Raw genomic sequence first — 19205 nt, forward strand, 5'->3', positions numbered from 1 at the left:
TTTCGCAGATCACTCGAAGGATCACCCGGTGGCCGTCTCTACGTCGGTAGGGACTCACTCACCGGGGCTGCTCGTACACCACTCTGCTGGACTCCACTCTCGACAATCAGAAGTACCGCGAAGCCACGCGCATCGATTCTCGGCTAGCGACATCTGAGCTTCAGGACCTGGTCTCGCGACGCCTGGCCGTGCAAGAAGGTGCACGCCGTTGGGCGACCTATGCGCTTCATCCGCGATGCGGCGGTGATGACCTGGATTCGACCGGAGCGGACTCTCAGCCGAGCTTGGACTTCGAGACCTGAGCATGCGTGTCCGTTGACCACTGCGCCGGGTCGGCGGAAACGTTGTAACCCACAAGCAGCTTCATTCGGGCGAAGTGACGTGGTCTGCACCGTCGGAGATCGTGGCCGATCGGGCCTGTCGGTGGTCACGGCTTGAATGGGTTCATGACCACCAGCCCCTTCGGTGGCCGACAACACCCTCGCTGAAGTCCGCCAGGTCATGGCCATGGACTACTGAACATCGAGCGCCCGTCGACATCTTGGCGCGATCGCCCAATCTTGACGAGGGCCGCCCGGATAGCCGAGTTCGTCAAAGTTGTCGGTGTGGAAATCGCCAGTCTTCCGTGCATCTCGACAACCGTCTTCGTCCCCACCAGCCCCGAGTGGTCGTTCCTGGCCAGCAACCTGGTCAAGGAGGTCGCGACGTACGGCGGGGACGTCTCCTCCCTGGCGCCCGGCTTCGTGCACGAGCAGCTGGTCGACCGGGTGGCCCGCAACACCACCCACGTGAGGTGAGGCACGCAGCATGGCCGGTGGACTAGACCGGGATGCGCTATCCGCGTCCGAGTCGTCTTATGGGAGCAGCATTGTCGGGAGCTGTTCTTCAAGCCTCCGGAGCGCGGACGCGCGACCTCACGCCCGTGAGTCGCGATTGGCAAACGTGGTTTCTCTTGGGAGCAAGTGTGAAAATTTTCAGACCTACTTTGCTTGCCGCAATCGGAGCGGTGATTGCCATGCCGTTGGGATTTGCGGCCGCTCAGGACGGCTCGAACGAGTCGTCAAGGAGTGTCGAAGAGCAGGGCGGCGGGGTCCTAGAAAGAGATCCTGCAAACGCCGCGCCAAGTAACGACGTTTTCCCGATTCGTCCTGGCGAAACGTTGGAAGAGTATCAGGGCCGCATCAATGAGGCAGGTGTATTACTGAAGGACTGTCCCGAGTTGAAGTCATTTTTCACGGATCCAGAGAAGGTGAAGTTCATCGAAGAGTACTTTGGTCCCGAATTTGCCGAGAAGGGAAAATTTATCGGTGGCTGCCCGGATGCGCAATTGTTCGAAGCCTCTTTCGAACGCGCGGTGAGCGGCGGCGAAGGAGAGATCAAGTGAACATGCGGGCAGCCGCTGTGCGAGTGAGTTTTCCTTTCATCCTGGGGGTTGCGGTCGGAGTGACAACAGGGGTCGCTGGGGCAGCAACGGTGAATTGCACAGGAGGAACATGTTTCGGCACGGGAAGCGCCGACACCATCAACGGTAGCGGCGGCGACGACACCATCGCGGCGGGGGATGGTGGCGATACGGTCTTTGGCCCGACCTGTGCAAGTCAGGTCGGAGATCGTGGCCGATCGGGACTGTCGGTGGTCACGGCTTGAATGGGTTCATGACCACCAGTGCCTTGGTCGCGACGACCGACCTGAGCGAGGAGCAGATCCTCGAGCGGGCGACGGTGTGCGCGCGGGGGATGCAGCGGGCGGGGGCCGAGCTGTTGGTGCTGGCCTACGAGTGGGCGGTCGCCCACCCCGCCGACCGGCTCGACCCGAAGGAGGCCGGCAAGCCGGGGCGGGAGCGGGCCACGATCCTGGGTGGCCCGGGGACGCCGGAGGTGACGGAGTTCGCGGCGGCGGAGTTCGGTGCCCGGATCGGGCGGACCTCCCACCACGGCCGCAAGCTGATGGCCGGTGCCCTGGACATCAGGATCAGGTTGCCGTTGCTGTGGGGGAGGGTGCAGGCCCTGGAGGTGCGTGACTCCTACGCCCTCTACGTCGCCGAGCGCACCCGCGAGCTGAGCGTCGAAGAGGCCGGCTGGGTGGACCAGGAGATCGCCGAAGCAGCCGACGGCCGCATCCCCTGGACCCACTTCGAGGCCCTGGTGGCCGGCAAGGTCGCCGCCGCCGCACCCAGGCTGGCCAAGGAGAAGGAAGAACGCGCCGCGGCCGCCACCTACGCCCGCACCATCCGCCCCCGTGCCGGGGACGAGACCCACGGCATGGGGACCTTCGTTGTCCGCGCACCCCTGCCGGTGATCGGGGCCCTCGACACCGCCGTCACCACCCTGGCCCATCGGCTGCAGAAGCAGCTGCCCGAGCCCGCCGGCCCCGACGACGACACCCCGTCCATCGACCAGCTCCGCGTGCAGGCCATCGCGCTGCTCGCGTCCCCGAAGGTCACCGACCAGGCACCCGTGGACGGTGATACCGATCTGCGGGACCTGCTGCCCGCCGTCGAGCTGACCGTGCATCTCTACGGCGGCGCCCGGGAGGTCTCACCCGAGCACGGCGAGCTCGACCGCGTCGCCCGCATCGACGGCTGGGGACCGGTCACGGAGTCGTGGCTGCGCGATGTCCTGGGTCGCTACGCCCGCTTCGTTGTGCGTCCCGTCCTCGACCTCGAGGGCTTGGCACCCGTCGAGGCCTACGAGATACCCGAGCGACACCGCCGTGCGGTGCAGCAGATCTCCCCGACCGAGACCTTCCCCTGGGGCACCAGCCGCAGCACCGGCCCCACCATCCAGATCGACCACGTCGTGCCCTGGGACCCGAACGGGCCACCGGGGCAGACCGGCACCCACAACCTCACCCCGCTCTCGACCTACCACCACCGCCTCAAGACCCACGGCGGCTGGCAGAGCACGATGCCCTGGCCCGGCATCCACCTCTGGCGCGACCCCCACGGCCAGGTCTACCTCCACGACACCAGCGGCACGAGGGGTCTCGACAAGCTCGACCAACGAGAGGCGCTCGACCAGCGAGAGGCGCACGACCGACGAGGGGCGCTCGACCAGCGGGTGGGGGACCGTCCATACACCGCGGTCGTCGACTGGTACGAGTGGGCCCCGATGGTCATCCCCGACGAGGGCCTGACCTGGGACGCCGCTTAGGAACCACTCGCCGCGTCAGCGGCGGCCTCGAGGTCGGCCACCACGATCCGGCGCATCTGCAGCATCGCGGCCTGGGCGGCCTGGGCGCGCGCCGGGTCGGGGTCCGACAACAGCTCGAAGAGCCGGGTCGGCACCACCTGCCACGACAGGCCGAAGCGGTCCTTCAACCACCCGCACATCGACTCCTCGCCGCCGTCGGCGAGGAGGCCGTCCCAGTAGTGGTCGACCTCGGCCTGGTCCGCGCAGGAGATCGCGAACGACACCGCCTCGGTGAAGCGGAACATCGGCCCGCCGTTGATGGCGCGGAAGGCCATCCCGTCGAGCGTGAACTCGCCGGCCATGACCGTGCCCGGCTCACCAGGTCCGGCCTCGCCGTACCGAGAGAGGTGGCCGATCGAGGAGTTCGGGAACAGCGCCGTGTAGAAGTGCGCGGCCTCCTCCAGCTGGTCGTCGAACCACAGGCACGGCGTGATGGAGGAGGTGATGGAGGAAACGCTGGTGATCGTCATGTCAGGACAGACCGCCTGGACCGCGCGGACTCATCGCAGACCGCCGCGATCAGTCCGGGTAGCCCTCGGGGTTCTGCGACTGCCAGCGCCACGTGTCGGCGCACATCTCCTCCACGCTCTTCTGGGTGCGCCAGCCCAGCTCCTCGTTGGCCTTCGACGGGTCGGCGTACGACGTCGCGACGTCGCCCGCGCGGCGCCCGACGATCTCGTGGGGCAGCTCGCGGCCCACCGCCTTCTCGAAGGCGTGCAGCAGCTCCAGCACGGAGGTGCCGCGACCCGAGCCGAGGTTCCAGGTGTTGACCGGCTCCGAGGTGGCCGCGAGCTTCTCCAGCGCCGCGACGTGGCCGGCGGCCAGGTCGACGACGTGGATGTAGTCGCGGACCCCGGTGCCGTCGGGGGTGTCGTAGTCGTCGCCGAAGACCTGCAGCTTCTCCCGGCGTCCGACGGCGACCTGGGCGATGTAGGGCATCAGGTTGTTCGGGATGTCCGAGGGGTCCTCGCCGATCGTGCCCGAGACGTGCGCGCCCACGGGGTTGAAGTAGCGCAGCAGCGCGATCCTCATCGAGGGGTCCGCGACGGCGACGTCGCGCAGGATCTGCTCCTGCATGACCTTGGTCCAGCCGTAGGGGTTGGTGGCGAAGGTGGGGCGGTCCTCGGTGGCTCCGGCCTGGTCGGTGCCGTAGACCGTGGCACTGGAGGAGAACACCAGCTTGTCCACGCCGTGCTTCTGCATCGCGCGCACCAGCGCGAACGTCGATCCCAGGTTGTTCTCGTAGTAGTCCAGGGGCTTCTGCACGCTCTCGCCGACGGCCTTGTAGCCCGCGAAGTGGATGACCGCGTCGATCTCCTCGATGTCGAAGAGGTGCGCGGTCTTGTCCACGTCGGTGAGGTCGAAGGCGTGCACCGGGATGTGCCGCCCCGTCAGTGCCTCGAGCCGCCCGATGACGGTGGGCTTGGCGTTGGAGAAGTCGTCGACGACCACGATGTCGTGGCCCGCCTCCACCAGCGCGACGACCGTGTGGGACCCGATGTAGCCGGCACCGCCGGAGACGAGGACTCGCATGGAGCAGACGCTAGCCGAGGGGTGAGCCGCCGTCTGACACAGTGGGCCCGTGGACTTCTACAACGCCTACGACCAGGGGTTCGCCCGTGTCGCGGCGTGCACCGCCCCCGTGGCCGTCGCCGACCCGGCGACCAACGTGCGGACCGTGCTGGAGCAGGCCCGCACCTGCCACGACGAGGGCGTCGCGGTCGCGGTCTTCCCCGAGCTGTGCCTGTCCGGCTACGCCATCGAGGACCTGCTCCTCCAGGACACCCTCCTCGACGCCGTCAGCGACGCGATCGGCGTGTTGGTCGAGGAGAGCCGCGACCTGCTGCCGATCCTGCTCGTCGGCGCTCCTCTGGTCCACGGGAGCCGCGTCCTCAACTGCGCGCTCGTGGTCCACCGCGGTCGCGTCCTCGGCGTCGCCCCGAAGTCCTACCTCCCGACCTACCGCGAGTTCTACGAGCGTCGCCACTTCGCCCCGGGCGACGACCGCCGCGGCGAGACGATCACCGTCGCCGGGCAGCGAGTGCCCTTGGGACCCGACCTGCTCTTCGACGTCACCGACGTCCCCGGCCTGGTCCTGCACGTCGAGGTCTGCGAGGACATGTGGGTGCCCGTGCCGCCCAGCGCCGAGGCGGCGCTCGCCGGCGCCACCGTGCTGGCCAACCTCTCGGGCAGCCCGATCACCATCGCCCGGGCCGAGGACCGCCGGCTGCTGGCCCGCAGCGCCAGCCAGCGCTGCTCGGCCGCCTACGTGTACGCCGCCGCCGGCCGCGGGGAGTCCTCGACCGACCTCTCGTGGGACGGCCAGACCATGGTCCACGAGGTGGGCGACCTGCTGGCCGAAGGTGACCGCTTCGTCGACGGCCCGGTCCACACGGTCGCCGACGTCGACCTCGACCGCCTGCGCCAGGAGCGGCTGCGCCAGAGCACCTTCGACGACAACCGGCGCACCCACGCCGCCCGCACGGGCGAGTTCCGCACCGTCGAGGTCGAGCTGGTCGCCCCGACCGGCGACCTGGGCCTGCGTCGTCGCGTCGACCGCTTCCCGTTCGTCCCCGACGACCCCGAGCGCCTCGCGCAGGACTGCTACGAGGCCTACGAGATCCAGGTCTACGCCCTCGAGCGCCGCCTCGAGGCGATCGGCCAGGCGTCGGGGCACCAGCCCCGCGCCGTCATCGGCGTCAGCGGCGGGCTCGACTCCACCCACGCCCTGATCGTCGCCTGCCGTGCCATGGACCGGCTCGGGCGCCCGCGCAGCGACGTCCACGCGTTCACGATGCCGGGCTACGCCACGGGCGACACCTCCAAGTCCCTCGCGGTCCGCCTGGGCGAGGCGCTGGGCGTCACCTTCGAGGAGATCGACATCCGACCGGCGTGCGAGCAGATGCTGCGCGACCTCGACCACCCCTTCGCCGACGGCGAGCCGGTCTACGACGTCACCTTCGAGAACGTCCAGGCCGGTCTGCGCTACGACTACCTCTTCCGCCTGGCCAACCACCGCGGCGGCATCGTCGTCGGCACGGGCGACCTCTCCGAGCTCGCGCTCGGCTGGTGCACGTACGGCGTCGGCGACCAGATGTCGCACTACAACGTCAACGCCGGTGTCCCCAAGACGCTCGTCCAGCACCTCATCCGCTGGGTCGCCGACTCCGGGGAGGTCGACGCGACGACCGGCGACCTGCTGCGTGAGGTCCTCGACCAGGAGATCAGCCCCGAGCTGGTGCCGAGCGAGGACGACCGCCCGCAGGCGACCGAGGACTTCGTGGGTCCCTACGCCCTGCAGGACTTCACCCTGCACAAGGTCCTGCGCATGGGCTATCGCCCCAGCAAGATCGCCTTTCTGGCCTGGCACGCCTGGCGCGACGCCGACGCGGGGGAGTGGCCGGCCGGCCTGCCGGAAGCCAAGCGCACCGCCTACACCCTGCCCGAGGTACGCCGCTGGCTCGAGGTCTTCGTCAAGCGGTTCTTCGCCAGCCAGTTCAAGCGGTCCGCGCTCCCGAACGGCCCCAAGGTGAGCGCGGGCGGCACCATGTCGCCCCGCGGCGACTGGCGGATGCCCTCGGACGCCTCGGCCGCGGCCTGGCTGCGCGAGCTGGAGGCGAACGTCCCCGCCGAGTGACCCGCTGTCCGGCTCGCCCCATGCAACCGGGGGGCCGGGCTCGGCGTACTCCTCGCGACACCATCGACGAGGAGACCTTCCATGCGCACCATCCCCGCGGCCACGGCCGCTCTGCTGACCGCCGTCACCCTGACCGCCGGCACGCCCGTGCCCGCCTCCGCCGGCGGCCCCGCCGACGGCACCACCCGCGTCGTGCTGCGGATGCCGGACTGCGAGGGCTGCACCGTCCAGGTCGTCAGCGCGTTGGCGACCGACGACCCCGACGAGCCGCGCCTGTGGGCCAGCCAGGAGCGGAGGGTCCGCGACGGCAGGGTCGCCTTCCCGGTCCCCTCCAGCCGCACCGCCGGCATGCAGGTCCTCCTGGACGCCCCCTGGGAGGGGCACCTCGGCTACCGCACCACCGTGGTCCTGCGGTACGCCGGTGAGCAGGCCGGTGAGGAGATGACCGTGGACCGGGCGCGCGACAAGAGCCGGGCCAGCTCCTGCTTCGAGGGCACCTCGCGCGAGAAGGTCGTGCTGCCGGTCGAGGTCCACCGCGTCGACGTCCCCGGCGTCCACGACGAGGTGCCGGGCACCCTGGCCTTCACCTCGACCGCGCTGCCGTGGCTCACGCCGATGGCCCGGACCGTCGAGGGCGTGCTGGGCTCGCAGGACGTGCGCGTGTGCCGGTGAGTCCACCGGCGGGCGAGTCGGGCGGTCCCACTAGGCTGCCGCCATGGGCAAGCAGGAAGAGTTCGTCCTCAGGGCGCTCGAGGAGCGCGACGTCCGATTCGTCCGGTTGTGGTTCACCGACGTCCTGGGCTCGTTGAAGTCGGTGGCGGTGGCCCCGGCAGAGCTCGAGGGGGCCTTCTCCGAGGGCATCGGGTTCGACGGCTCGGCGATCGAGGGCTTCGCCCGGGTCTTCGAGTCCGACATGCTCCTCAAGCCCGACCCCTCGACCTTCCAGATCCTGCCCTGGCGCAGCGGTGAGGGCCCGGCCACGGCCAGGATGTTCTGCGACATCGAGATGCCGGGGGGCGAGCCGTCGTACGCCGACCCCCGCCACGTGCTGAAGCGGACGCTGGGCAAGGCCGCCGACCAGGGTTTCACCTTCTACACCCACCCCGAGATCGAGTTCTACCTCTTCAAGAACCTCCCGGCCCACGGCGAGGAGCCGGTGCCGGTGGACCGGTCGGGCTTCTTCGACCACACCGCGCAGTCCGAGGGCGCGGACTTCCGCCGCGAGGCGATCACGATGCTCGAGGCGATGGGCATCTCGGTGGAGTTCAGCCACCACGAGGGCGGTCCGGGCCAGCAGGAGATCGACCTGCGCTACGCCGACGCGCTGTCCACGGCCGACAACATCATGACCTTCCGCACCGTCATCCGTGAGGTGGCGCTGAGCCAGGGCATCTGGGCCAGCTTCATGCCCAAGCCGTTCACCACCCACCCCGGCTCGGGCATGCACACCCACGTCAGCCTCTTCGAGGGCGACGAGAACGCCTTCTACGAGGCCGGCGCCGAGTACCAGCTCTCGGCCACCGCCCGTCGCTTCATCGCCGGCGTCCTGCACCACGCGCCGGAGATCTCCGTGGTCACCAACCAGTGGGTCAACTCCTACAAGCGGATGATGATGGGCGGCGAGGCGCCGTCCTACATCTGCTGGGGCCACAACAATCGCTCGGCGATGATCCGCGTGCCGATGTACAAGCCGCTCAAGGGCCAGTCGACCCGTGTCGAGCTGCGCACCCTCGACGCCGCCTGCAACCCCTACCTCGCCTACGCCGTCGTGCTCGCCGCGGGCATGAAGGGCATCGAGGAGGGCTACGAGCTGCCCCGCGAGGCCGAGGATGACGTGTGGTCGCTGACCGAGCGCGAGCGCAGCAGCCTGGGCATCAAGCCGCTGCCGCGCAACCTCAACGACGCGATCTCCATCGCCGAGGACTCCGAGCTGCTCGCCGAGACCATGGGTGAGCAGGTCTTCGACTTCCTGCTGCGCAACAAGCGCGCCGAGTGGGACGAGTACCGCGGGCAGGTCTCCGCCTTCGAGCGCGACCAGATGCTGCCGGTCATCTGAGTCGCGGAGCCAGGAGCCCATCGGTCGCATGGTCACGCTGCTCGTCGTCCAGCACGAGGACGAGTGCCCTCCGGGGATGCTCGGCCGGTGGTGGGCCGACGACGGGTGCCGCCTCGACGTCCGACGCCCGTACGCCGGTGACGCGCTGCCCCACGACCTGACCGAGCACGACGCGCTGGTCGTCCTCGGCGGCCACATGGGGGCCGACGACGACGCGACGCACCCGTGGTTGACCCCCACCAAGCAGCTGTTCCGGGTCGCGGCCGCCGGCGGCGTGCCCGCCCTCGGGGTGTGCCTGGGCCACCAGGTCGCCGCCTCGGCCCTGGGCGGCAAGGTGACCCGCAACCCCGCCGGCCCGCAGACCGGGCTGCTGCGCGTGGGCTGGGAGGAGGCGGCGGCGCGCGACGCCCTGCTCGGCGACCTCGCGACGCCGCGGCGCGGGGTCCACTGGAACGACGACGTGGTGGTCGAGCTCCCGGCCGGCGGCGTACGCCTGGCCACGGCACCGGGCGGCGAGGTGCAGGCCGCGCGGGTGGGCGAGCTGGGGGAGCAGGGCGAGGAGCTGCTGTGGATCCTCGCCCGCACCGCCGACCCCGACCTTGCGCTGCAGCAGCTGGTCCGGCTGCGTGACTCGGCGCAGGAGAAGGACGCCGGAGCGGACGCGCTGCTCGAGGACCTGCTCGACGACGAGGGGTTCGCGATGCGCCTGCTCAGCGTCCTCGGCGCCAGCGAGGCCCTCGGCGACCACCTGTGCCGCCACCCCGAGCACTGGCGCGAGCTGACCGACCCCGCCCTGGGCTGCACCCGCCCGGCGGCGTACGCCGTGAGGGCCGGGCTGCTGCGCTCGGTCGGTGCCGACCCCGCCGACGAGCAGCCGGTCGCGACGCTGCCCGACCACGAGGCGCTGGACGCGATGCGGGTGGAGTACCGCCGGGTCTTGCTGCGTCTGGCCGCGCGCGACCTGGCCCACCACGTCGGGGTCGACGACGCGGCCGCCGAGCTCAGCGACCTGGCCGCCGGCACCCTCGAGGCCGGCCTGGCCGTGGCCAGGCAGCGGGTCGGCGAGGACGCCGCCCTGGTGCGGCTGGCGGTCGTCGCGATGGGCAAGTGCGGCGGGCACGAGCTCAACTACGTCTCCGACGTCGACGTCATCTTCGTCTACGAGCCGGTCGAGGACCTCGACCCCGGCCGGGCCGACCAGGCCAACCGGGTCGCCACGCAGCTGGCCGCCCACCTGATGCGTGCCTGCGCCGACCACACCGGCGAGGGCGACATCTGGCCCGTCGACGCCAACCTGCGCCCCGAGGGTCGCAACGGCCCGCTCGTGCGGACCCTGGAGAGCCACCGCGGCTACTACGAGCGCTGGGCCAGCACCTGGGAGTTCCAGGCCCTGCTCAAGGCCAGGCCCGTCGCCGGCGACCTCGACCTCGGGCGCGCCTACGTCGAGATGGTGCAGCCGATGGTGTGGGCCGCGGCCGAGCGCGAGGGGTTCGTCGAGGACACCCAGGCCATGCGTCGCCGCGTCATCGAGCACATCCCGTCCAAGGAGGCCGAGCGGCAGCTGAAGCTGGGCTCGGGCGGCCTGCGCGACGTGGAGTTCGCCGTGCAGCTGCTGCAGATGGTGCACGGCCGCACCGACGACCAGATCCGGTGGCCGACCACGCTCTCGGCGCTGGCCGCCCTCACCGAGCGAGGCTACATCGGCCGCGAGGACGGCCTGGCGCTGCACGACTCCTACTCCTTCCTGCGCACCCTCGAGCACCGCATGCAGCTGCACCGGCTGCAGCGCACCCACGTGGTGCCCGACGACGAGGAGGCGCTGCGCCGCCTGGGCCGCTCGATGGGCTTCCTCAAGCGGTCGGCGGAGTCGCTGAAGGACCAGTGGGGTCGCCACCGCCTCGAGGTGCGGCGCCTGCACCAGAAGCTCTTCTACCGTCCGCTGCTCTCGGCCGTCGCCCGCATCCCCGGCGAGGAGGCCAGGCTGAGCCCCGAGGCCGCGCGCGACCGGCTCGCCGCCCTCGGCTACGCCGATCCCTCGGCGGCCCTGCGGCACCTGGAGTTCCTCACCACGGGCGTCTCCCGCGCTGCTCACATCCAGCGCACGCTGCTGCCGGCGATGCTCGAGTGGTTCGCCGAGGGCCCCGACCCCGACGCCGGGCTCTTCGGCTTCCGCCGGATCAGCGAGGCGATGGGCAGCACCCCGTGGTACCTCGCCACGCTGCGCGACGAGGGGGAGGTCGCGCAACGGATGGCCCACCTGCTGGCGACCTCGCGCTACGCCACCGAGCTGCTCGAGCGTGAGCCGCAGGGCGTGCGGATGCTCGGCGGCGACCTCTCCCCGCTGAGCGCCGAGGTGCTCACCGAGGAGATGCGGGCCTCGGCGTCGCGTCGCGACGAGGTGGAGGCCGCGGTCCGGGCCGTCCGCGCCGTACGCCGTCGTGAGCTGTTCCGCATCGCCGCCGGGGACCTGCTCGGCCTCACCGACGTCGACGACGTGGGCGCGGGGCTGTCGCGGCTCACCGACGCGACCCTGCAGGCGACGCTGGAGGTGGTCGAGGCCTCGGTGCGCGCCGCCCGCTCGCTGGAGGAGGCACCCACCCGCTTCGCGATCATCGCGATGGGCCGCTACGGCGGGTTCGAGCTGTCCTACGGCTCCGACGCCGACGTGCTGTTCGTGCACGACCCGGTCGAGGGCGCCGAGCCGCAGGTGGCCGCTCAGTACGCCCAGGCCGTGGCCAACGAGCTGCGTCGCCTGCTCTCGCTGCCCGGCGGCGACCCCGCCCTGGTGGTCGACGCCGACCTGCGTCCGGAGGGCCGGTCCGGACCGCTGGTGCGCACGCTGGAGTCCTACGCCGCCTACTACGCCGGCTGGTCGGAGGTCTGGGAGGCGCAGGCCCTGCTGCGCGCCGACGCGGTCGTCGGCGACGAGGACCTGCGCCGCCGCTTCACCGAGCTCATCGACCCGCTGCGCTTCCCCGAGGAGGGCATCACCACCGAGCAGGTCCTGGAGGTACGCCGCATCAAGGCGAGGGTCGACCAGGAGCGGCTGCCGCGCGGGGCCGACCCGCAGACCCACCTCAAGCTGGGCCGCGGAGGGCTCGCGGACATCGAGTGGACCGTCCAGCTGCTGCAGATGCGGCACGCGGGCCGGGTCCCGGCGCTGCGCACCTCCCGCACCCTCGAGGCGCTGGGTGCCGCGCGTGACGCCGGCCTGCTCGACGAGGACGACGCGGCGATGCTGCAGCAGGCCTGGCGGCGGGTGAGCCGGATGCGCAACGCGGTCACGCTCGTGCGCGGCAAGCCGAGCGACTCCATCCCCTCCGACCCGCGCGAGCGGGCCGCGATCGCCAGCATCCTGGGCTACCCCGACGGCTCGTCGGAGGCGATGGTCGACGACCACCTGCGGCACACGCGCACCGCGCACGCCGTGGTGGACCGGGTCTTCTGGGAGTCCTGATGCCGACCGTCGAGCGGCCTCCGCTGCGCACCCACCAGCGCCGGGCGCTCGAGGCCCTCGACGAGGCGTGGGCGGGCGGCCGGACGCGGGCCTGGACGGTGCTGCCACCCGGTGCGGGCAAGACCCGGGTCGGGCTGGAGACCGCCGAGCGGCTGCTCGCCGCCGGTCAGGTGGAGCGCGCCGTCGTCCTGGGTCCCAACACCGCGATCGTGGGGCAGTGGGAAGCGCAGGCGGCCGACCTCGGGGTCGCGATGACCGCGTGGACCTACCAGTCGGTGGCGGTCTTCGACCCCGACGCCGAGGTCGACGAGGACGGCGACGAGCGGTCCCCGGTGGCGCGGCTGCACGAGAACGGCCGCGCCCGGGTCGAGGAGCTGCGCGCTGCCGGGCCGCTGCTGCTGGTGCTCGACGAGTGCCACCACCTGCTCGAGGTGTGGGGTCGGCTGCTGGCCGACCTGCTCGAGGAGCTGCCGCAGGCGATGGTGCTGGGGCTGACCGCCACCCCGCCCGCCGCGCTGACCGGCGACCAGGCCGGGCTGGTCGACACGCTGTTCGGCGGGACCGTCTTCGAGGCGACCATCCCGGCGGTCGTGCGCGAGGGCGACCTGGCGCCGTTCGCCGAGCTGGTCTGGCTGGTCACCCCGACCCCGCACGAGCGGGCGTGGGTCGACGGCAGCGCCGACCGGTTCGCCGAGCTGGTGACGGCGCTCGCCGACCCGTCCTTCGGGTCCGTGCCGTTCCTGACCTGGCTGGACCGTCGGCTGGTGACCCGTGACGCCGGGGGCGCCGAGGTCTCCTGGGCCGCGCTCGCCGCGGCCGAGCCGGTGCTCACCGACGCCGCCCTGCGCCTGCACCACGCCGGTCTGCTGGCCCTGCCGCCCGGGGCCCGGCCGACCGAGGAGCACCGGCGCGATCCCGGCGCCGACGACTGGGTCGCCCTGGTCGGCGACTGGGTCACCGGCCACCTGCTGCGCAGCCGCGACCCCGCCGACCTCGAGGCGCTGGAAGGGGTACGCCGCGCCCTGCCCGCCGTCGGCCACGTCCTCACCCGGGCAGGGGTGCGGCGCGGCCGCTCGCCCATCGACCGGGTGCTGGCCCGGTCGGAGGCCAAGACCACCGCGGCCGTCGAGATCGCCCGGGTCGAGCAGCTCGCGCTGGGCGAGGACCGGCGCCTGCTGGTGCTCTGCGACCACGAGCGCGCCACCGCCACGCTGCCCGTCGACCTCGTAGGGGTGCTGACCGAGCAGGCCGGCTCCGCGCACGCGGTCCTCGCCGCCCTCCTGGAGGACCCCGCCGGCGCGGACGCCCTGCTGGTCACCGGCTCGACCGTCGCCGGGTCGGCCGCCACGCTGACGGCGCTGGTGGAGCACGTCGCAGCGACCGACCCCGGGCTGGCGCGCACGCTGCGGGTCCGCCCGGCCGGTGGCGGCGGCGCGGTCCACCGGCTCGAGGGCGCCTGGACCAGCCGCCGCTGGGTCTTGCACGTCACCCGCTTCTTCGAGTCCGGCGGCACCACGGTGCTCGTCGGCACCCGCGGACTGCTCGGCGAGGGCTGGGACGCCCGCTCCGTCAGCGGCCTGGTCGACCTCACCTCGGTCACCACGACCACCGCCGTCGTCCAGACCCGCGGACGCGCGCTGCGCACCGACCCGGCCCGCCCCGACAAGGTGGCGGTCAACTGGTCCGTCGTCTGCGTCAGCGACCGGCACCCCCGCGGCGACCGGGACTGGCAACGCCTGGTGCGCAAGCACGCCGGCTTCTTCGGCGTCGACGAGACCGGGGAGGTCGTCGACGGCGTCGGCCACATCGACCCCGCGTTCTCGCCCTACGCCCCGCCCGCCGACCACGAGCTCGACGCCGCCAACGCCCGGATGGTGCTGCGCGCCGAGGACGGGCGTGCTCGAGGCGCGCACACCCGTCCAGCGGCGTACCCCGATGCGGGAGGTGGTGGCCGCCGGCGTGGTCGCGGCCGGTGTGATCGCGGCCGGTCCGCCGACTGCCGGTCTCGCCCCGGCAGCGGTGTCGGTGGCGGGCGGTGCGGTGCTCCTGGCGCTCGCCGTGGGAATCGGGCTGCTGGTGCGTCGACGGACGCTGGCGCTGCGCGGTGCGCGACTGTTCTCCGAGGCCGCCGAGCCACCCTCGGTGGGACAGGTGGCCTGCGCCGTCGCCGACGCGCTGCACGCCTGCGACCTGGTCGCGGCGGACGCGTCCGCGGTGGGCATCGACGTGGGTGCGGGCGGGGAGTACCGCTGCCGTCTCGACGGTGTGCCCGAGGAGGAGTCCGCCGTCTTCGCGACCGCGCTCGACGAGGCGCTCGGACCGGTGGTGGCGCCGCGCTACGTGCTGCCCCGGTACGTCGTGGTCGACCGCGACCGCCCGGTGGCCGAGCGGGTGCGGGCGGCGCTCGGCGGTCCTGTCACCCCCGACGGCGAGGTGTGGCACCCGGTGCCCACGGTGCTGGGCGTGCGGGCCGAGCGGGCGACCGCCTACGCCGCTGCGTTCGACCGCTGGGTCGGCGGCGGGCCGCCGGTGTGGACGGGCTCGGCCGAAGGAGCCGGCGTGCTGGCCGCGCAGCGGGGGAGCGACCCCTTCGACGTCGCCACCGTGATGCGGCGGCACTGGAGCTGAGGCGCTGCGGGTGGCCCTCCGCCGCAGCCCATCCCCGGGACACGGGCTGCGAGCGGCCGAGAGCGGGCTGTCCCTGACCGGGCCTGCCCCCTCGCCGCGGACGGCAAACCGACCCGGGTCGCCGGTCTGGACCAGATCGGCTCACAGGTGGCCCACAGGACGTCCGCAGCAGGGTCCCAGGACCGGCGCGCAGGCTGCGAGCACGCACCGTGACCTACCCAGGGGGAGCCTGATGAACGACAAGCGCGACGCCCAGCCCGCGAGCCAGCCCGCGAGCCAGCCCGAGAACCAGCCCGAGAACCAGCCCGACACGATGCCGATCGGTGCCGCCTCCGCGCCCGAGCAGGCGAACGACCCAGAGCAGCCCGAGCAGCCCGAGCAGCCCGAGCAGCCCGTGCAGGAGGAGTCGGAGCAGCCTGCGGACGCCGAGCACGCGGCGGCTTTCGACGTCGACTGGGACACCGCCGGCCAGCGGCTGCGCATCCCCGTGGTCGGCGAGGACGACCTGGCCGAGGACGGCACCATCGACCACCTGACGCTCGCCCTCGGCGAGCACGGGCTCGAGCTGCACTACTGGGACCAGGCCTTCCCGGTCGCCCCCGGGACGGCGTCGGGGCTGCACGACGACCCGCAGGAGGTGCACGCCCGCCAGCACTACGAGCTGGTCGACTGGCACCGCGCCGATGACGACCTCAACTACCGCCGGTTCTTCGCGGTCAACACCCTCGCCGCTGTGCGGGTCGAGGAACCGGAGGTCTTCGCCGAGACCCACGTGGAGATCGCGCGCTGGTTCCGCGAGGGGCTGGTCGACGGGCTGCGGGTGGACCACCCCGACGGCCTGCGCGACCCGCGTGGCTACCTCGACGACCTGGCCCGGCTCACCGGCGGCGCCTACGTCCTGGTCGAGAAGATCCTCGAGCCCGGCGAGGAGCTGCCGGCCTCGTGGGCGACCGAGGGCACCACCGGCTACGACGCGCTGGCCCTGGTCGACCGGGTGCTCGTCGACACCGCCGGCGAGGGACCCCTGGACGAGCTGAGCGGCGGCCTCGACTTCCACGCGATGGTCCACGACCTCAAGCGCGAGGTGGCCGACGGCATCCTGGGCAGCGAGACGGCGCGCATCGTGCGCGACCTGCGCCGCGACGTGCCGCGGCTGCCCACCGGGCGCGGTGAGGACGCCGTGGCCGAGCTGCTCGCCTGCTTCCCGGTCTACCGCTCCTACCTCACCCCCACCGACCGTGACGGCGAGGAGCACCTCGACCAGGCGTTCGAGGCGGCGCGCGACCGCCGACCCGACCTGGCCGCGACCTTCGACCTGCTCGAGCCCTGGCTGCGCGACGGAGGCTGCGACGGGGCCCGCCGCTTCCAGCAGACCTCGGGGATGGTGATGGCCAAGGGCGTGGAGGACTGCGCGTTCTACCGCTACCCCCGGCTCACCTCCCTCAACGAGGTCGGCGGCGACCCGTCGGTGTTCTCGACGACGGTGGACGACTTCCACGCTGCGATGGCCCGGCGACAGCAGGACTGGCCGCACGCCATGACGACACTGTCGACCCACGACACCAAGCGCGGCGAGGACGTGCGGGCCCGCATCCACGTGCTCGCCGAGGCCCCCCACCGCTGGGCCGACGCGCTGGAGCGGCTGCTGGACCTGGTGCCGCTGCCCGACCCCGGCTTCGCCTCCCTGCTATGGCAGGCCGCGATCGGCGCCTGGCCGGCCGACGAGGGCGAGCAGCCGGGCGGTGACTGGCGCAGCCGGCTGCACGGCTACGCCGAGAAGGCGATGCGCGAGGCGGGCGACCGCACCACCTGGACCGAGCCGGACGCGGCGTACGAGGCGGCGGTGCACGCAGCGGTCGACGCGGCTCTGGACCGTGAGGACGTCCGCGAGGTCATCGGCGAGGTCCTCGGGTGGACCGTCGACCCCGGGTGGTCCAACGCGCTCGCCGCGAAGCTCGTGGCGCTGACCATGCCCGGCGTGCCCGACGTCTACCAGGGCTCGGAGCTGTGGGAGCAGTCGCTGGTCGACCCCGACAACCGCCGCCCTGTCGACCACGACCTGCGGCGCTCCATGCTCGCCGCTGGGCCCGGCTCGCTGGTCGGTGGGCTGGAGGACCCCGGCACCGCCAAGCTGCACGTCGTCGCCACCGCCCTGCGGCTGCGTCGCGACCGGCCCGGGCTCTTCACGACGTACGCCGCAGTCACGGCCGAGGGCCCGGCGGCCGACCACGTGCTGGCGTTCGACCGGGGCGGGGCGCTCACCGTGGCGACCCGCCTGCCCCTGGGGCTCGTCGAGGGGGGCGGCTGGGGCGACACCCGGCTGGACCTGCCGCCCGGGCGCTGGCGCGACGTGCTGACCGACCGGCTGACCGACGGCTCGGTGGGGTCCCTGCTGTCGGCGTACCCGGTGGCCCTGCTGGTGAAGGAGGACTGAAGGTGTTCGAGGTGTGGGCCCCGCGTCCGGGGCGGGTGCGGCTGGTGTGCGGCGGCGCGACCCACGACACCAAGCGCGGCGAGGATACGACCCCGCGGCGTTCGCGTGGACCGACCAGGGCTGGACCGGGCGCCAGCTCGCCGGCTCGGTGGTCTACGAGATGCACGTCGGCACGTTCACCCCCGCCGGCACCCTCGACAGCGCGATCGAGCGCCTCGACCACCTCGTCGACCTCGGAGTCGACCTGGTGGAGGTGATGCCGGTCAACGCCTTCAACGGCACCCACAACTGGGGCTACGACGGCGTCGGCTGGCACGCGGTGAGCGAGACCTACGGCGGCCCGGCCGCCTACCAGCGCTTCGTCGACGCCTGCCACGCCCGCGGGCTCGGCGTGGTCCAGGACGTGGTGCACAACCACCTGGGCCCGTCGGGCAACTACCTGCCGCTGTTCGGGCCCTACCTCAAGGACGGCCGCAACACCTGGGGCGACCTGGTCAACCTCGACGGCGAGGGGTCGGCGCACGTGCGGCGCTTCATCCTCGACAGCGCCCTGATGTTCCTGCGCGACTACCACGTCGACGGGCTGCGCCTGGACGCCGTGCACGCGCTGCACGACTCCTCCCCCGTGCACCTGCTCGAGCAGCTGGCCGTCGAGGTCGACGCGCTCTCCGCCCACCAGCGACGGCCGCTGTCGCTGATCGCGGAGTCCGACCTCAACGACCCGGTGATGATCCGGCCGCGCGAGGCCGGCGGGCACGGTCTGACCGCGCAGTGGAGCGACGACTTCCACCACGCGGTGCACGTCGCGCTCACGCGGGAGACCGACGGCTACTACGCCGACTTCGAGCCGCTCTCGGCGCTGCAGAAGGTGGTGGAGCGCGGCTTCTTCCACGACGGCACGTTCTCCTCCTTCCGCGACCGCGACCACGGCGTCCCGGTCGACACCGAGCACACGGCGACCTGGCGGTTCGTGGTGTGCAGCCAGAACCACGACCAGGTCGGCAACCGCGCCCGCGGCGACCGGGTCACCGAGGTCCTCGACGAGGACCAGCTCGGCTGTGCGGCGATGCTGGTGCTGCTCGGGCCGTTCACCCCGATGCTCTTCCAGGGCGAGGAGTGGGCGGCCTCGACCCCCTTCGCGTTCTTCACCTCCCACCCCGAGCCGGAGCTGGGCCGCGCGACGGCGGAGGGCCGACTCGCGGAGTTCGAGCGGATGGGCTGGGATCCCGCGGTCGTGCCCGACCCGCAGGACCCGGGGACGTTCACCCGCTCGAAGCTCGACTGGGCCGAGGCGCAGGACGGCCGGCACGCCCGGGTCCTGGAGCTCTACCGCGCGCTCGGGGCGCTGCGACGCAGCCGCCCCGAGCTGACCGATCCCTCCTTCGCCGCCACGCGCTGCGAGGTAGACGAGGAGACGCGCCTGGTGCTGCTGTGGCGCCGCGACACCCTGGTCGCGCTCAACCTCGGCGAGCGGACCCTCACCGTGCCCGACCTGGCCGGCGAGCTGCTGCTCGGCACGCACGCGGGACCCACCCTGTCCGAGAGGTCCCTCACGCTTCCCCCGCACGCGGGCGCGGTGGTCGGCTGACCGGACCGGCGGGCTGGCACGATGCGCCCGTGAACGTGCTGCGGCGACTCCTCTCGGTCCTCCTGGTCCTCGGTGCCGTCGCCCTGCTGCCGGTCGCGCTGGCCGGCTCGTGGCTGGACCGGACGGTGACCGACACCGACACCTACGTGGCGACCGTGGCCCCGCTCGCGGACGAGCAGACCGTGCAGGACTCGGTGCGGGTCCGCACCCAGGC

Annotated in this window: 13 protein-coding genes; 11 read left to right on the forward strand and 2 right to left on the reverse strand. The window is 72.3% G+C overall.

Annotated features, from left to right (window positions below):
• Positions 1-605 precede the first annotated feature (605 nt).
• The 3 genes from A6R01_RS05235 to A6R01_RS05245 all read left to right on the forward strand — a co-directional run bounded on the left by A6R01_RS05235 (position 606) and on the right by A6R01_RS05245 (position 3152).
• Positions 606-797: a hypothetical protein gene (locus A6R01_RS05235; protein WP_292604232.1), complete on the forward strand. Its 192-nt coding sequence runs from the start codon at positions 606-608 to the stop codon at positions 795-797.
• 125 nt (positions 798-922) lie between these two features.
• On the forward strand, positions 923-1384 hold the full coding sequence (locus A6R01_RS05240; protein WP_292604234.1) for a hypothetical protein: 462 nt from the start codon (positions 923-925) through the stop codon (positions 1382-1384).
• A 271-nt stretch (positions 1385-1655) separates the two neighbouring features.
• A complete protein-coding gene (locus A6R01_RS05245) occupies positions 1656-3152 on the forward strand; it encodes an HNH endonuclease signature motif containing protein (protein ID WP_292604235.1) in 1497 nt (498 codons plus the stop codon).
• On the opposite strand, the gene A6R01_RS05250 is transcribed toward A6R01_RS05245, so the two are convergent.
• Positions 3149-3661 (reverse strand): VOC family protein, encoded by a 513-nt coding sequence (locus A6R01_RS05250; RefSeq protein WP_292604236.1) that lies wholly within the window; start codon positions 3659-3661, stop codon positions 3149-3151. The genes A6R01_RS05245 and A6R01_RS05250 overlap by 4 nt on opposite strands.
• A 49-nt stretch (positions 3662-3710) precedes the next feature.
• Positions 3711-4724 carry a UDP-glucose 4-epimerase GalE gene (galE, locus tag A6R01_RS05255; RefSeq protein WP_292604237.1) on the reverse strand — a complete coding sequence of 338 codons (1014 nt, stop codon included), beginning with the start codon at positions 4722-4724 and terminating at the stop codon, positions 3711-3713.
• Positions 4725-4773: 49 nt separating this feature from the next.
• Here galE and A6R01_RS05260 point away from each other — a divergent pair, with 49 nt between their 5' ends.
• From A6R01_RS05260 to A6R01_RS05295, 8 genes are all read left to right on the forward strand, one after another.
• Positions 4774-6828: an NAD(+) synthase gene (locus tag A6R01_RS05260; RefSeq protein WP_292604239.1), complete on the forward strand. Its 2055-nt coding sequence runs from the start codon at positions 4774-4776 to the stop codon at positions 6826-6828.
• Between the two features lie 81 nt (positions 6829-6909).
• Positions 6910-7500 (forward strand): hypothetical protein, encoded by a 591-nt coding sequence (locus A6R01_RS05265; RefSeq protein WP_292604241.1) that lies wholly within the window; start codon positions 6910-6912, stop codon positions 7498-7500.
• A 43-nt stretch (positions 7501-7543) separates the two neighbouring features.
• A complete protein-coding gene (locus A6R01_RS05270; RefSeq protein ID WP_292604243.1) occupies positions 7544-8884 on the forward strand; it encodes a glutamine synthetase family protein in 1341 nt (446 codons plus the stop codon).
• 28 nt (positions 8885-8912) lie between these two features.
• Positions 8913-12341: a bifunctional [glutamine synthetase] adenylyltransferase/[glutamine synthetase]-adenylyl-L-tyrosine phosphorylase gene (locus A6R01_RS05275; protein ID WP_292604245.1), complete on the forward strand. Its 3429-nt coding sequence runs from the start codon at positions 8913-8915 to the stop codon at positions 12339-12341.
• A complete protein-coding gene (locus A6R01_RS05280) occupies positions 12341-15046 on the forward strand; it encodes a DEAD/DEAH box helicase family protein (RefSeq protein WP_292604247.1) in 2706 nt (901 codons plus the stop codon). Before A6R01_RS05275 ends, A6R01_RS05280 begins: the two co-directional genes overlap by 1 nt.
• Before the next feature lie 155 nt (positions 15047-15201).
• Positions 15202-17403: a malto-oligosyltrehalose synthase gene (gene treY / locus A6R01_RS05285; protein WP_292604248.1), complete on the forward strand. Its 2202-nt coding sequence runs from the start codon at positions 15202-15204 to the stop codon at positions 17401-17403.
• A 13-nt stretch (positions 17404-17416) separates the two neighbouring features.
• Positions 17417-18991 (forward strand): malto-oligosyltrehalose trehalohydrolase, encoded by a 1575-nt coding sequence (gene treZ, locus A6R01_RS05290; protein ID WP_292604249.1) that lies wholly within the window; start codon positions 17417-17419, stop codon positions 18989-18991.
• A gap of 29 nt (positions 18992-19020) precedes the next feature.
• Positions 19021-19205: hypothetical protein (locus A6R01_RS05295; protein WP_292604251.1), on the forward strand; the 185-nt coding region annotated here is incomplete at its 3' end.

Origin of the sequence: Nocardioides sp. REDSEA-S30_B4 (assembly GCF_001627265.1) — a bacterium.
In the GTDB taxonomy this organism is placed as follows: Bacteria; Actinomycetota; Actinomycetes; order Propionibacteriales; family Nocardioidaceae; genus Nocardioides.